Origin of the sequence: Fusicatenibacter faecihominis, from assembly GCF_020686945.1 — a bacterium.
Taxonomy (GTDB): domain Bacteria; phylum Bacillota; class Clostridia; order Lachnospirales; family Lachnospiraceae; genus Limivivens; species Limivivens faecihominis.
The window spans coordinates 35,799-50,873 of record NZ_JAJEPR010000017.1; the positions used below are offsets into that span (position 1 = coordinate 35,799).

The 15,075-nt window shown below is 50.8% G+C and carries 13 protein-coding genes and 1 riboswitch; of the genes, 7 read left to right on the forward strand and 6 right to left on the reverse strand.

Annotated elements, in window-relative coordinates:
- Positions 1-67: 67 nt before the first annotated feature.
- Together LKD71_RS10820 and LKD71_RS10825 are read left to right on the forward strand one after the other, a co-directional pair.
- Positions 68-1,285 carry an ROK family transcriptional regulator gene (locus LKD71_RS10820; protein WP_227615415.1) on the forward strand — a complete coding sequence of 406 codons (1,218 nt, stop codon included), beginning with the start codon at positions 68-70 and terminating at the stop codon, positions 1,283-1,285.
- A gap of 10 nt (positions 1,286-1,295) precedes the next feature.
- Positions 1,296-2,354: a Gfo/Idh/MocA family protein gene (locus tag LKD71_RS10825; RefSeq protein ID WP_178044663.1), complete on the forward strand. Its 1,059-nt coding sequence runs from the start codon at positions 1,296-1,298 to the stop codon at positions 2,352-2,354.
- A 93-nt stretch (positions 2,355-2,447) separates the two neighbouring features.
- Here LKD71_RS10825 and metK read toward each other — a convergent pair whose 3' ends face one another.
- Complete coding sequence (metK, locus tag LKD71_RS10830; protein WP_227615416.1) at positions 2,448-3,635, reverse strand: methionine adenosyltransferase; 1,188 nt, start codon at positions 3,633-3,635, stop codon at positions 2,448-2,450.
- Positions 3,636-3,740: 105 nt separating this feature from the next.
- Positions 3,741-3,839: riboswitch (SAM riboswitch) on the reverse strand.
- 128 nt (positions 3,840-3,967) lie between these two features.
- Positions 3,968-4,822, reverse strand: coding sequence for a YitT family protein (locus tag LKD71_RS10835; protein ID WP_178044661.1), 855 nt, complete (start codon positions 4,820-4,822; stop codon positions 3,968-3,970).
- A gap of 244 nt (positions 4,823-5,066) precedes the next feature.
- Here LKD71_RS10835 and pduB point away from each other — a divergent pair, with 244 nt between their 5' ends.
- From pduB to LKD71_RS10860, 5 genes are all read left to right on the forward strand, one after another.
- A complete protein-coding gene (gene pduB, locus LKD71_RS10840; protein ID WP_227615417.1) occupies positions 5,067-5,783 on the forward strand; it encodes a microcompartment protein PduB in 717 nt (238 codons plus the stop codon).
- A 9-nt stretch (positions 5,784-5,792) separates the two neighbouring features.
- Positions 5,793-6,773 carry an FAD:protein FMN transferase gene (locus tag LKD71_RS10845; protein ID WP_227615418.1) on the forward strand — a complete coding sequence of 327 codons (981 nt, stop codon included), beginning with the start codon at positions 5,793-5,795 and terminating at the stop codon, positions 6,771-6,773.
- A gap of 298 nt (positions 6,774-7,071) precedes the next feature.
- Entirely contained in the window at positions 7,072-8,304 is a 1,233-nt protein-coding gene (locus LKD71_RS10850) for a hypothetical protein (protein WP_227615419.1), read from the forward strand.
- Positions 8,298-8,534, forward strand: coding sequence for a hypothetical protein (locus tag LKD71_RS10855; protein WP_227615420.1), 237 nt, complete (start codon positions 8,298-8,300; stop codon positions 8,532-8,534). Before LKD71_RS10850 ends, LKD71_RS10855 begins: the two co-directional genes overlap by 7 nt.
- A gap of 28 nt (positions 8,535-8,562) precedes the next feature.
- Complete coding sequence (locus LKD71_RS10860) at positions 8,563-9,153, forward strand: hypothetical protein (protein WP_227615421.1); 591 nt, start codon at positions 8,563-8,565, stop codon at positions 9,151-9,153.
- A gap of 655 nt (positions 9,154-9,808) precedes the next feature.
- Here the strand turns inward: LKD71_RS10860 and LKD71_RS10865 are convergent.
- The 4 genes from LKD71_RS10865 to LKD71_RS10880 form a co-directional block, all read right to left on the reverse strand.
- A complete protein-coding gene (locus tag LKD71_RS10865) occupies positions 9,809-11,101 on the reverse strand; it encodes a UDP-N-acetylglucosamine 1-carboxyvinyltransferase (RefSeq protein WP_227615422.1) in 1,293 nt (430 codons plus the stop codon).
- A 361-nt stretch (positions 11,102-11,462) separates the two neighbouring features.
- Positions 11,463-11,963, reverse strand: coding sequence for a shikimate kinase (locus LKD71_RS10870; RefSeq protein WP_227615423.1), 501 nt, complete (start codon positions 11,961-11,963; stop codon positions 11,463-11,465).
- Positions 11,964-11,979: 16 nt separating this feature from the next.
- On the reverse strand, positions 11,980-13,677 hold the full coding sequence (locus LKD71_RS10875; protein WP_227615424.1) for a DUF6034 family protein: 1,698 nt from the start codon (positions 13,675-13,677) through the stop codon (positions 11,980-11,982).
- Positions 13,674-15,074, reverse strand: a complete 1,401-nt coding sequence (locus LKD71_RS10880; RefSeq protein ID WP_227615425.1) for a sensor histidine kinase — start codon at positions 15,072-15,074, stop codon at positions 13,674-13,676. Before LKD71_RS10880 ends, LKD71_RS10875 begins: the two co-directional genes overlap by 4 nt.
- Position 15,075 lies beyond the last annotated feature (1 nt).

Consider the following 15,075-nt stretch of genomic DNA (forward strand, 5'->3'; position numbering starts at 1 on the left):
GCCTATTCCTTTTATTTATGATAGGATATTGTTATTCCGGTGATTTTACTATTAACAGAGACAGGAGATGAGAATTTTGAAATTTATCAATCAGCAGCTGATCAAGGATACCAATATGAAGCATCTTTACACTTCTATTTATCATAATCCCGGAATCTCCCGCGCTCATCTCTCCAAACAGACCGCTTTAAGCAAAACGACGGTATCCACCTTAATTGATGAATTGATTGAGCGAAATTTTATTCTGGATGGCGGAGCCGGCGAATCCGGCACAACGGGCCGGAAACCCAATCAGCTCTACCTCCGCCGCAACAGCCATTTCGTTGTGGTTTTCAACTGGTACGAGAACCGGATTTATACCCATCTGGTAGACATTGCGGGGACTTCCGTCTTTCAGGAAGCCTGCGAGCTGAAACAGGGAGAAGCTTACGTTTCCGCCTCCCGGAACTGTTTCCAGAATTCCGTCCTGCAGCACTGCGCTCCCGATGAGATCCTGGGAATCTGCGTGGTCATTGCTGCCATGATCGATGAAAAACACGGGGAAATTTACTCCACCACCATCAGCCTTCCCTCTATGGAAGGTTCCCAGATCCTGGATTCTCTTAAGGAAGCTTTTCCGGATTATCCGGTGGATCTTTTGAACGATACCGCCTGCTATTCCTACGCAGAGAAGATCTACGGGGGCATCACAGAGAAAAATTTCGCCTTTATCAATTTTGGAAACCGGGGCATCGGTGCTTCCCTTTTCGTGGACGGCTCCATGCTGGGAAAGGCCAGCGGCTCTTTTACCCAGTTCGGCCACTATTCTGTGGACCCCGAAGGGCCTTTATGCGTCTGCGGAAACCATGGCTGCCTGGAGGCTCTCATCGCGGAGCCCAGGCTTAAGGAGCGAAGCGTGGAATTTGGCGAGATCCCTTCCTTAAATTCCCTTTCCCAGGTGACTTTTTCTGACCTTGGAAAGGCAGCTACCTTCCGGGATCCTGTGGCCCTTGCCATGACCCAGGAGATCGCCCTGGAGCTTTCCCTGGCTCTAAGCAACCTCATATGTACCGTCAATCCCTCACTCATCGTTCTGGGTGGAAAAATCCCAGATCTCGGGGAAGCTTTCCTCGAGGACGTCCGGAAAAACTTAAAAAAGACCGGTTTCCGCCGTATGGTGGACGCCGTGCAGGTGCGCTATTCCAGGCTCCAAAGCGATTCTTTCCTAAATGGAGCCATGAAATATTTTTTTGATATCCATTATTCTTTCACAGATAAAAATCCATCAGGATTTTTTATCGGATAAGGAGGTTATTATGAAAAAACTGAAGATCGCAATTGTAGGCTGCGGAAGAATTTCCGTTTCCTATGCGGATTCCTTCCGCAGACTGGCAGACGAGATCGAGCTTGTCTACGCCGTAGACAAAGTTCCTGAGAAGGCAAAAAAATTCGCCGATGAGTTCGGCTGTGCCTGGACGACAGATTTTGATGAGATTCTGGATAAGGACATCGACGTCGTTCACCTGTGCCTGCCCCATTTTCTCCATCCCGTCATGGCCATCAAAGCCATGAAAGCAGGTATCAACGTGCTGACAGAGAAACCCATCGCCATTTCCCTGCAGGACGCAGACCGGATGCTGGAGGTTCAGAAGGAGACCGGCGTAAAGCTGGGCTGCATCTTCCAGACCCGCTACACGAAGAGTGTGGAAAAATTAAGAGAAATGATCCAGCGCGGAGATTTCGGAAAAATCCTCACTGCCCGCTCCTACCTGACCTGGAACCGCCCGCTGAACTACTATGACAGCAGCGACTGGAAAGGCACCTGGGACAAAGAGGGCGGTGGCGTTCTCATCGACCAGGCCATCCACAGCATCGACCGTGTCCGTTTCATGCTGGACAGCGACGTGGAGTGGATCGACGGCAGCGTTCACAACTACGCCCATAAATTCGTAAAAGTCGAGGATTCCGCAGATGCGGCCATCATGTTCAAGAACGGCTGTCTCTACAACCTCTACGCCTGCAATATCTACGGTGACGACTCTCCCATCAACATCGAGTTCATCGGAGAAAAAGGCCGCTGCGGCCTGATTCAGGATATGGGCTACTATGATCTGGATGGCACCTACGCTGAGATCCGGAACACCTACGAAACCACAAACGTAGGTCCGGATTACTGGGGAAGCAGCCACCACATCCAGCTCCGCGATTTCTATCGCTCCGTCCGCGAGGATCTGCCGGTAGCGGTCGATGGACTCGAGGGCAGAAAGACCCTGGAGATGATCAAAGGTATTTACCTTTCTTCCATGAAGAGAGAGCGTGTCACCCTTCCCTTCGAGGATGTAATTTATTCCGACGTCAATACGGAAGCTGAATAAAAAACAACCGCCGCGAGCTTTGATTGGTCCGCGGCGGTATTTTTATTTTCGCTCCACTGTCCGCCTTTTCAGGCGAAACAGAGAGCATTTTTCTTACAGATATTTTTTCAGGGTGTCTACCTTGTCCAGTTTCTCCCAGGGCAGATCCAGGTCATGACGACCAAAGTGACCGTAAGCTGCGGTCTGACGGTAGATCGGACGGCGAAGGTCAAGCATCTTGATGATTCCAGCCGGACGAAGATCGAAGTTCTCACGGATGATCTCGGTCAGACGCTCATCGGAAAGTTTGCCGGTTCCGAAAGTATCAACCATGATGGAAGTCGGATGAGCAACGCCGATTGCGTAGGACAGCTGAATCTCGCACTTGTCAGCCAGACCTGCGGCAACGATGTTCTTTGCCACATAACGGGCTGCGTAAGCTGCAGAACGGTCAACCTTGGTGCAGTCTTTTCCGGAGAAAGCTCCGCCGCCGTGACGGGCATATCCGCCGTAGGTGTCTACGATGATTTTTCTTCCGGTCAGTCCGCTGTCACCGTGCGGTCCGCCGATTACGAAACGGCCGGTCGGGTTGATATAATATTTTGTATTCTCATCGACCATCTCCTTCGGAAGGATCGGATCGAAGACATATTTCTTGATATCCTTGTGGATCTGCTCCTGAGTTACATCCGGATCATGCTGAGTGGAAAGTACCACTGCATCCAGACGTACCGGCTTGTCGTTCTCATCGTACTCAACCGTAACCTGGCTCTTTCCATCCGGACGAAGGTAGGACAGGGTTCCGTCTTTACGAACCTTGGTCAGCTGACGGGTCAGCTTGTGAGCCAGCATAATTGCATAGGGCATATACTCCTCGGTCTCGTTGGTTGCATAACCGAACATCATACCCTGGTCGCCGGCGCCGATGGCATCGATCTGCTCGTCGTTCATCTGGTTCTCTTTTGCTTCCAGCGCTTTGTCAACGCCCATAGCGATATCGGTGGACTGCTCGTCGATGGCAGTGATCACGCCGCAGGTGTCAGCGTCAAAACCGTATTTACCTCTGGTGTAACCAATCTCACGAACGGTATCGCGAACGATTTTCTGAATATCTACATAAGCCTTGGTGGTGATCTCACCCATTACCAGAACCATACCGGTGGTGGTTGCGGTCTCGCAGGCTACGCGGCTCATGGGATCCTGTGCTAAGAGAGCGTCCAGAATCGCGTCGGAAATGGCATCGCACATTTTATCCGGATGTCCCTCTGTTACGGACTCGGATGTGAATAATCTTTTATCCATGTTCTCCTCCTTGGATAATGCTTGCTTATATTTTCTCTTCTGTCCTGTTTATCACATAAGAAAAGGCCCGCACAAGCGGACCAACTTATCTATGACAGGTTAATCCTCTTATTGTTCGATATTACTCGCTCAGGTTGGCACCTTCCTTCGAGGGGTTGCCGTGACTTCACAGATCCTATGTATCTCCATCACTCTGAATAAGAGAAAATATAAAAAGGTTATTTAGTTATCTTTCATCTACGGGTATTACCATACACCATTACTGACCATCAGTCAAGAAAATTTTTAATACCAGGGTCAAAACTTTTAAACTTGGGAGCCGTAGGTATCATTTACTTATACTTTCGTTCGAGGGTAAAGCCCCGGCCCCGGACTTCGCTGATGTTCGTAATGCTGATGAAGGCTCTGGGATCGATCGTCTGGATCGCCAGATTTGCGCCGTAGAGCTTCCGGGCCGTGGTCACACAGAGCACTGCCATCTGTTCCTGGCGCATATAACCTGTCTCCACATGAACCAGAGTCACTCCCAGATCCATATCCGTCAGAAGTTCCTTCCGGATCTCTTCATATTTATCAGAGATCACCAGAAGCTGTACTTTTCTCTCGCCCATGACCGTCACATAGTTGACCACCATGGAGGAAAGGAACACGTTGAGAATACCGTAAAGCACCTGGTCGCTGGTCGAGAAAAAGGCCTGCATCACCAACACGGTAAAATCGCAGACATAGAGGGAAATTCCCACCGGAATCCCGAACTTTTTCTGCATAATCAGAGGCGGAATATCCAGTCCTCCTGTGGAAGCGCCCTGACGCACCACAAGGCCGATCCCTAGTCCCACCAGCACACCGCCGTAAATATCAGCCAGAAGAAGGTTGTCCGTCAGATGCATGATTCCCGGAATCCGCTCCAGCACATTCAGGCATAACGGATAGAAAAAAGTGCTCAGGATGATAGACATGGCAAACGCTTTTCCCATAAAAAACAGTCCCAGGAAAAACAGAATAAAATTCAGTACCCAGACCACATAACTCAGATTGATGCCGGTAAATTTATTAACGGCCAGACCAATACCGGTGGCCCCTCCCATAATGATCCCTGTTGACACCATAAAACAGTTTACCCCGAAGGCCAGAATAAAATTCCCAAGAAGGATCAAAATGAGTTTTTTTATCAGTGTTCGGTTCATTTTCTCTTCTCTCCTTTTTTTCTCATCGCTTCCGATTATATGTCATTCCTTTTTTCTTTGCAAACGACTGTGATAACGTGGTTTTGCGTCATTGCTTTATTGCGGCAGAATGCTTTCCCGGTTGCTTTTTCTACAAAAATCACATATACTGATAATGCCAGAGTTCCAAAGTCAAAAAGCCGTTCGTGCCTGCACGATAAGGTTTTTGACCTTGGAACCCGCCAAACATGAGGGAGGAAGCGCCATGGATGTCCATGAGATCAGCATGAATTGTAAAAGAACAGAATTTGTCGGCACCGCCGTGCTGGACACCATCGGCCTTTGTATCGCCGGTGTGGACGATACTCTTCTGAAAACGATGAATATCGGGACCCGCTATCACGCGCTGGGGCTTTTCAGCTCCCGTACCGGAGCTGCAGGCCAGCTCACCGCCATGGATGAGGCCGTGAAATCCACCGACACCGAAGTCCTCTCGATTGATTTTCCCAGAGACACAAAAGGCTGGGGCGGCCACGGAAACTATATCGTCATCGGCGGTGACAGCGTCTCCGACGTCCGCGATGCCATCCGTACAGCCCTTGAACTTACCAATAAATATGCAGGCGAGCTCTATATCAGCGAAGCCGGCCACCTGGAATTTGCCTATTCCGCCAGCGCGGGAAGCGTCCTTGAAAAAGCCTTCCACGCCAGACGCGGCCAGGCCTTTGGTTTTATGGCAGGCTCCCCCGCCGCTATCGGTCTTGTCATGGCAGACACCGCGATGAAAGCCGCCTCGGTTCAGATCGCCCGCTATATGACGCCCAGTCTCGGCACCAGCCATTCCAACGAAGTGATCCTGGCGCTCTCCGGCACCGCGGACGCCGCAAAGGAAGCGGTCCTTTCCGCCCGCCAGATCGGCCTGGAGCTTCTCATCGCGATGGGAAGCTATCCCGAGATCCCCGGGACACCCTACTTAGTATGAGGAATTTTCATGAAAAAAATCCGACGCACGCTTCTCATCTTCCTTCTCCTGCTTCTGGCAGGGGGAGGCTTTTATTTTTCCCACCGAAAAGGAAACACAACTCCCATCTCCGCTCAGGAAATTCACCTCAATACGCTGGTAACTGTCACGCTCTACGGCACAGACCGGACAGAACTTTTGGACGGGGCCTTCGCCCTCTGCGATCACTACGAAAAACTCTTCAGCCGCACGCTGCCGGAAAGCGAAATTTACCGGCTGAACCACGGCGAGATCAGCGAGGTTTCCCCGGAAACCTCGGAGCTTATTCAGATCGGCCTGTCCTACGGCGAACTCTCCGAAGGAGCCTTCGATATCTCCATCGAGCCCGTCTCCTCCCTCTGGGATTTCACCTCCGGAAATGCTGTGATCCCCGACGAAAAAGAACTTGCCGAAGCTGTGGCTCTCGTAGATTACCGGAAAGTCCATGTAAACGGCAATACTGTCACCTTCGACACCCCCGGCATGGGCCTCGATCTCGGAGCCATCGCCAAGGGCTATATCGCCGATCGCATCAAAGAGTACCTCAAAAAAGAAGGCGTCGAGCACGCCCTGATCAATCTTGGTGGAAATGTCCTCTGCCTGGGCGACAAACCGGAGGGAACAGCTTTTCGCATCGGTGTCCAGAAACCCTTCGGCGAATCAACAGAGACGCTCACGATCTGTCCCATCGAAGATCAGTCCCTCGTCTCCTCCGGCACCTATGAGCGCTTTTTCCAAAAGGACGGCCGGCTCTACCATCATATTTTAAACCCGAAGACCGGCTATCCTTATGATAATGGCCTCACCGCCGTCACAATCCGTTCCGACGATTCTCTTACCGGAGATGCACTGAGCACTACCGTTTTCGCCCTGGGCGAAGAAAAAGGGCTGGAGCTTCTGAACCGGCTCGACGGGGTGGAAGGCTTTGTTGTCCGGGAGGATTTGTCGATTCATAAATCGGAAAATTTCTAAAAAAAGATCCAGCCTCATGCAGGATGTCAACTGCATTGACTGGATCTCTTTTTTGTCATTTGTTACTATTCAAAGTCATAATTGCATAATCTTCCTCCTCATTTGAAACTCCTGTGGCATTATACCACAGAGACGAGGAGAAGTCACAATTCTTTACCAGTTTCTTCACAGGGCTAACACATTTTCCCAGTATAGTAAAACCATCAAAACTACTTCAGAATAGAAGAGATTTTGAAAGAGCAGAAAATAAATGATCCAGAACGTTTCGGCGTTCTCACGAAAGGTATGGTGAATTTTTATGAAAAATAAATATGCTGCAATCGTATTAGGACTGGCACTGACCATCTCTTCCTGCCCGGTATATGCGGCAGAGAATACAACCGAAGCCACCACAAATGCAGAGAACAGCTTGGAAACTGAGACCACTTCTGATTCTGAAGCAGAAGAAAATACCGTTTTGGGACAGGTGACAGCCGTAAATGACGACTCCATCACCATCGCCATCGGAACTCAGAAAGAAATGCAGGCTCCCGGTGGCGATGGCCAGGGACAGGCCCCGGACGGTAATGGCAACCAGCAGACGCCGCCGGAAAAACCCGACGATTCCAACGGTGATTCCTCTGACCAGCAGACTCCTCCCGAAAAACCAGAAGGAAGCTCCGAGGAAGGTTTTTCTGAGAATGATACGGTTTCCGCTGATAGCGGCAACGGGAAAGCTCCAGAAGCTCCGGCCAGCAACGATGCTCCCGATGAAAATGGACAGGGTCAGCCCTCCATGCTGGATCTGACCGGTGAGGAGCAGACCATCACCGTAACCTCCGACACTGTCATCACCAGACAGACCATGCAGGATCCTGGCAGCAACGGGCAGGGGCAGGCTCCCGATGGCAACGGTGCTCCGGACGGTCAGGCCCCGAATGGCAGCGCTGACAGCTCCGAGCCCCTCTCCCTCTCTGACCTGAAAGAAGGCGACATCGTCTCTGTTGTATTAAATGACGACGGAACCGCTGCTTCCATTACCGTTCAGTCCATGGGCGGCGGTAACATGGGCGGCGTCATGGGTGCTCCCGGCGGCCAGTCCCAGGGCGTAGACAGCTACACCGCAGTCAACACTTACTCCGAAGATACTTCTCTTGACGGAGATTCCATCGAATCCACAGGCACCGACGAAAACGCCGTTCTCGTGGACAGTGGAGCCAACGTCAGCATCAAAAACGCCACCATCACCCGCAATTCCGAGGACAGCACCGGCGGCGACAACTCCAGCTTTTACGGCGTGGGTGCAGCCGTTCTCGCCACAGACGGAACCGCTTCCGTAAGCAACAGCACAATCACCACTGATGCTAAAGGCGGAGCCGGCCTCTTCGCTTACGGCGACGGCACCATTTATGCAGCTGACAGTACAATCACTACCCACCAGGATACCTCCGGTGGAATCCACGCTGCTGGCGGCGGCACTCTCTATGCCTGGGATCTGAACGTGGAGACCAACGGTGAATCCGCAGCGACCGCGGCGGCGGCACCATGGTAGTAGAAGGCGGAACCTATACCTCCAACAGAGTTGGTTCTCCGGCAGTTTACTGCACCGCTAATATTGCCATCAATAATGTCACTCTGACAGCCAACGGCTCCGAGGCCGTCTGCATCGAGGGTCTGAACTCCCTTCATCTCTTCGACTGCGACCTCTCCGGAAATATGTCCGACGACGATCAGAATGACTGCACCTGGGGCGTCATCGTATACCAGAGCATGTTCCGGTGACTCTGAAGTCGGCAACAGCACCTTCCAGATGACCGGCGGCAAACTTTCCACCGGAAACGGCGGTCTGCTCTACACCACCAACACCGAGTGTACACTGACCCTGGACAGCGTGGATATCACCTACGCTCCGGACAGCGAATTCTTTCTCCGCTGCACCGGCAACAATAACCAGCGCGGCTGGGGTCAGACCGGAAACAATGGTTCTGACTGCCTCTTCACCGCCATCAACCAGGAGATGCAGGGCGATGTCGTCTGGGATTCCATCAGTGACCTTGACTTCTACATCACCGACAACAGTATACTTACCGGAGCTATTGTAGATGATGAAACCTACGCTGGTAATGGCGGAGATGGATATTGCAACGTTTATCTTGCAGAAGGCTGCACCTGGACTGTAACCGGAGACAGCACGGTTTCTTCGATTGAATCTGAGGGAAGTATCGTAGATGTGGATGGAAAAACGATTTCTATCGTGGGTACTGATGGTACTACCTATGTAGAGGGTGATAGCGAGTATACGATCACGACGGGAAGCTACAGTGATTCTGTGGATCTCACTGGGGCAACCAGTGAGGGAAGCTGGAGTGACTACTCTGTCGAGAAACCGGATACGCTTTAAGTAAAGCCTAAGAAACCTTTTGACAAAAGAGGACAGCTTTGAGAAAGCTGAAGAAATGATAGCGCAAAGGGGCGGCTCGGAGTCGCGAGCCCGCCGCCCCTCTGCACTCCCCACTGGGCCCGCTTAGAAAATAGGGGGCTTACGTCAGACTGGGAATGCGTGAAATGACAGGTGTTACTGGATAAGAAGATCAAAAAATAAGAGGCTTACGTCAGACTGCTACGCAGTGATAATAAGATGTTTTGTTATTCATATTGAAAGCTTAAATTGTTGGATTTCAATATGAAGCGTTAAACACCATATGATCGCTATGTACCAGCTTGACGTAAGCCCCTTATTTTCTAGTATAACGTTTCGAAAATAACTGGAGCATTCACGCAGGATGCAGATTCAACTGTGCAATCGGATTTGTAGACAAGTCAATGGTCTGGTTATTTCAAAAACGCTATACTAGGTTTTTATATCCACAACCACCCGTCATTTCACGCAATAGCAGTATGACGTAAGCCCCTTATTTTCTAGCGTGCCCAGGAAAGGGGGTGCAGGGGGAAAACCAGGACTGCAAGACTCCGATGGTTTTCCCCCTGCTTATTCCCTGGTGGCTTTCAAAAGCCCCCATATTAAAAAAGAGAGCCTCCCGCTCTCTTTTTTCATATCATCCAACTCTAAGTTTAAACTTCTGTATCTCCTTCTCCGAAGACACTCTCTCAATCTCCGCTCCAAGGCTTCTCAGCTTCTCCTCGAAGCACTCATATCCTCTCTGGATATACACGATATCATCGACCACGGTAATACCCTCCGCAGCCAGTCCTGCGATCACAAGAGCAGCTCCTGCTCTCAGATCCGGAGCGCTGACTCTTGCTCCTGTGAATTTTTCCACGCCGGTGATAATCGCACTGTTTCCTTCCACCTTCACATTGGCTCCCATGCGGGTGAGCTCATCGATGTATTTGAAACGGTTCTCAAAAATACTCTCTGTCACAATGCTGGTTCCCGAAGCCAGAGCCAGGGTTACACCGATCTGGGGCTGCATGTCCGTCGGATAGCCCGGATACGGCTGGGTCTTTACATGGGTGTTCCGGAGACGCTTGGACGCGACCACACGCACCGCATCATCAAACTCTTCCACCTCGCAGCCGATCTCCTCAAGCTTCGCTGTGGTAGCCTCCAGATGTTTCGGAATCACGTTTTTCACCATGATATCGCCCTTGGTGGCTGCTGCGGCAAACATAAAGGTTCCTGCCTCGATCTGGTCCGGAATGATAGAGTACTCCGTGCGATGAAGCTTCTCCACTCCGCGGATACGGATCACATCGGTTCCTGCACCCTTGATGTTGGCTCCCATGCTGTTCAGGAAGTTTGCCACATCAACAACGTGAGGCTCACGGGCGGAGTTCTCGATGATCGTATAGCCCTCTGCCATGGAAGCTGCCATCATAATATTGATGGTCGCACCTACAGAAACGGTATCCAGGAAAATATGACTTCCTCTTAAACGCTCTGCCTTGGCAATGATAGATCCATGACAGATCTCTACCTCTGCTCCCAGAGATTTAAAACCCTTCAGATGAAGGTCTATGGGACGGCTTCCGATATTGCAGCCGCCGGGAAGGGGAACTTCCGCTCTCTTATATTTACCCAGCAGGGCTCCCAGAAGATAATAAGACGCTCTGATCTTTTTGATATATTCATAATCGACACTGCAGTCACCGATCATAGATCCATTGATTGCAGCTTTATGACGGTCCAGTCTGTCCACCTTCGCGCCGATTCCGGCAATGGCCTCCAGAAGTACATTGATATCCTGAACATCAGGCAGGTTATCGATCACCACGGTCTCATCCGTCATGATCGCTGCTGCCAGGATGCCGAGCGCCGCGTTTTTCGCTCCGCCGATCTCTACCTCGCCAACTAACGGATTTCCACCTTTAATTATATATTGATCCATAAAGACACCTCAAATATTCTTTTTTATTCAGACTCAGGCAGCTTCACAATCCTGCCCTTTACCGATAAAAGCCACCGCATGCAAAGAAAATCTCTCCCGTAGGTTCAGGGCTTCTTTTCTCATCTTCGGTGGCACCATTGTCCTCGCTTACGCATCGAAACTAATGATTATTATAGTCTTTTTCGCCCTGTTTGTAAACAAAAATTAAGATTTCGGTAATTTTAGCTTGAAATCATAATATTTTCTTAAATTTTTAAGCCATTTTTATGCATATTATCCAATATTCAGGACATAATCAGGTGATTCCATGGATACATTTCCCTGCGTGTTTATTTTTCGACCTATCTGATAAGTATCCGGCTCACTCCTTTTTCAGGGCCTCTGCTACCAGCTCCACCGTCTCCCGGATGCCCAGAGTTTCCTCATCCACGGTCAGCTGTGCATATTTTTCATAAAGCGGGGTACGCTCTTCGTAAAGCCCTTTTAAGGTCTGTCCTTCTTTCAGCACCACTCCCCTGTCTTTTAAATTTCCCAGGCGACGGACCAGAACGTCATAGGGAAGCTTCAGATAGACCACGGTACCAATCTCACTTAAATGTTCCATGGCCTCTTTTCCATAGATGACGCTGCCTCCTGTGGCAATGACGCTCCGCTCCGGATTCAGTTCGCTGTTGATCTTATTTTCTACCTCCAGAAAGCCTTCGATTCCTCTTTCTGAGATAATCTCATGTAAAAGTTTTCCTTCCGCTTCCTGGATCACCAGATCGGAATCGATAAAACGGTAGCCGAGCACCTTCGCCAGGACTACGCCAACGGTACTTTTGCCGGATCCCGGCATTCCGATGAGAACAACATTTTTCATAAAGGCTCCTCCTTCTTTAGTTCCCGATGATACTTCCATCAGTGGCATTGATAGTCATGTAGCTGATTCTCGTCCCTTCTTCCACGCCATAGGCCTCCGCCACAGAGCCCGTGGCTGTCCCGATAAAACTCCAGGCAGGCACCAGAACGCCTGTATAGACCTCCACTCCGTTCTCTGTGGTAACGTTGCTGTCTTCCTGCAGAAGATCCTTGCTGATGACCCTCACATACCCCAGGCGCACCTCAGATATATTCAGATCTCCCGTAAGGACTCCAGCATCTATCGTCAGACTACCCTCCAGCATTTCCTCAAAAATCTGAGAAATTTCTGAAAAAGGCAGAAGGAACGCATAATCATCCTGCCAGTCCTCGATCTCAACCGGCGCCATCCAGTTGAAAGAGACAAGGCCGTTTTTTCCATAGACCACGTTAATATCTTCCTGGGGCCAGTTCATGAGACCGTCGTCCTGAATGTCACAATAGGTTGCTGTGGAAGTACGGATCACCGGCACGCCATCCACACTTCTGCAATAGGAAAAGCGCCTCACCGGCTCCTCATCCGTCTGCTGAACCATGGCATCCAGCTTGCTCCACCAGAAAAGCATCCCGTCTTTGACCTCCCAGAGCTCTGTCTCCTCCAGTCCAAGCGTTCTCATCAGCTCGCTTCCCTGCTTCTGGAGATCCACCTCTGCCAGATTTTCCTCATGGATCCGGTTTACCCCATTCTGGGCTTCGTTCAGCTTTTCCGCATCCTGACTGGAAAAAACATCCGCATAAGGGAGGTACATCGTAAACTGCACCGGATTCAGTTCATCCATATAGTGCTGCATTGTGCAGGAAAAAAAGCCGTTATCCATCATGGCAAACCCCAGAAATTCACTTCTGCCTGCAAGGTCTTTCAGCTCCTTTCTCTCCCAGTTGGTTCCATCCGCTGTGCTCCAGGAAAGCTCCTCACAGAGCATGACGAGATTCTGGGTCATAAGCTGCTCTCTCCAGTCGCTTTCCTTCTCGGCCGTCTCTCCCAAGAGCTCCTGCAGTGTAGTAAAATCATCCTCCGTATTAAAATAGAAGGTTTTCTTTCCATCCAGGAAATCACAGAGAAGCTTCCAGGCATCCGCGTAGCTGTCCGGAGGCTTGGGTTTTACCATCTCTGTCTGGCCGGAATAGAGCTCCTCGTAGGTACTCCCTTCTGTAAAAGTTTCCACATTCTCACCAACAGGAACCTCCTGAACCTCCGCAGCCGCCTCGCCGGTCCCCATGGTAAACCCGACTTCCTTCTTCTGAAGACTTGCCTGGCTGGAAGCATTATAACCGTACTCCTCCTCGATCTCCGTCTCTTTGATTTCCGTATCATAGTCGAACCCCTGCCTGATCTCATAGAAAGCGCCGCCCTTCATGAGGGCTTTTTCCATGCGTTCCATCTCCTCACTGGAAAAATTCCGGCTTCTGATCTTTTTCAGCTGGATTCCTTCCACCTCCGGCACAATGACCCGCGCGTTGGCCAACAGGCGGAAATTGCTGAAATCTTTATCGCAGAGGTAACGCACGGGAGCCTGAACCTGCTCCTGCACGCTGCTCTCATCTCCCTGATTTAAAAGCACACTCTCCTGCTCTTTTTTCGGAACCACCACCTGAAGGCTGGAATTCCGGCTGCAGCCATTCAGCAAAAGACTCCCCAGAAGAAAACCTGTCAGCAAAATTCTCCCTTTTCTCATTCGTCCGTCTCCTCCTGAAATACCACGCTGATTTTCGTTCCCTGACCCACAACGCTCTCGATCACAAGGTTCGCCCTGTGAATCTCGGCGATTTTCTGGCAGAGCGCCAGACCCATGCCAATGCCTCCGGCCTTCCGGCTCCGGGATTTATCTACCATATAAAAGGCCTCCGTAATCCGCGGTATCTCTTCCTCCGGAATTCCTTTTCCGGAATCCCGGACCCAGATGCAGCCCTTTTCCCCGTGAAGCTCAATGACAGAGCCCGGCTTCGAGGCCTTGATGGCGTTGTCCAGAAGGTTCACCAGAAGGCTTTCCATCAGGTCCACATCCATCTCACACTCCCAGCTCTCGGAGGAAGCCAGAAGCTCCATCTGACTGTCCTGCATATGGTAGCGCTCCAGATCGGCCACCTCCCGGACCAGTCTGTCCACCGGGTAAGGTTCCTTGTGAATCCGGTCCTCGTCATAAAGACCGATGAGGGTCATCATTTTTCCAGAAAGACGCTCCAGACGACGGCATTCGGAATTGATGTGCTCCAGAGCTTTTTTCTGCTGCTCCTCGGAAATTTTCACATGGAGAAGCGTGTCGGAATAGCCGATAATCGAAGTCATGGGCGTCTTGAGCTCATGAGTCAGACTTCCCAGCAGCTGACGCCGCCGCTCGGAAACGGTCTCCAGCTCCTCCATCTGTTCCTCCATCTTGTCCGCCATCCGGTTGAAAGCCACGCTCACCTTGCCGATCTCGTCATTTCGACGAACCCGACAGCGCCGCTCCCAGTCACCCCGGCTGATGGCCCCCGCGGTGTTCTCAAGCTCCGTCAGCGGTTTTAAGACCATCCGCACGAGCCAGAATACAATATCCACAGCAAAAAAGATCACCACCAGATAGATCATGATGAAAAGCCACATCTGCTTTGTCATTTCCTCATAAATGCCGGAAATATCCTTCACAAGAATGAGCTGGAACTTGAGATTTTCCTTTTTCTCCGTCTTCAGCGTCTGCCCCATGACCAGAAGATGGCGGTTGTCCGTTTTCTGCAGGACATAGGCCGGATCCTGGTCATTAAACCGCGCATCCTCCCCACTCACCAGCGTATAGCCCGTGAGATTCACGACCTCCTGGCCGTTTTTCAGCAGAATGTAATCCGTCCCGCCGTATTTCTGCACGGTATAATTCAGAAAGGATTTCCTCGTCACCTCGCTGAAACGGGAGAGCGGATTGTTGTTGATCTCCTGGGCGATGACATAAGAATTGACCTTCATCTGCTGCTGGTAGCTGCTGACGGTCTGGTTCAGGTTGTACTTCCAGGTCTCGTACAGCATGCCGCCTCCGAAAATCCCCATGGCAATGAAAAGCACCACTGCCGTCAGAAGGGAAATTTTCTTCCATAACTTCATC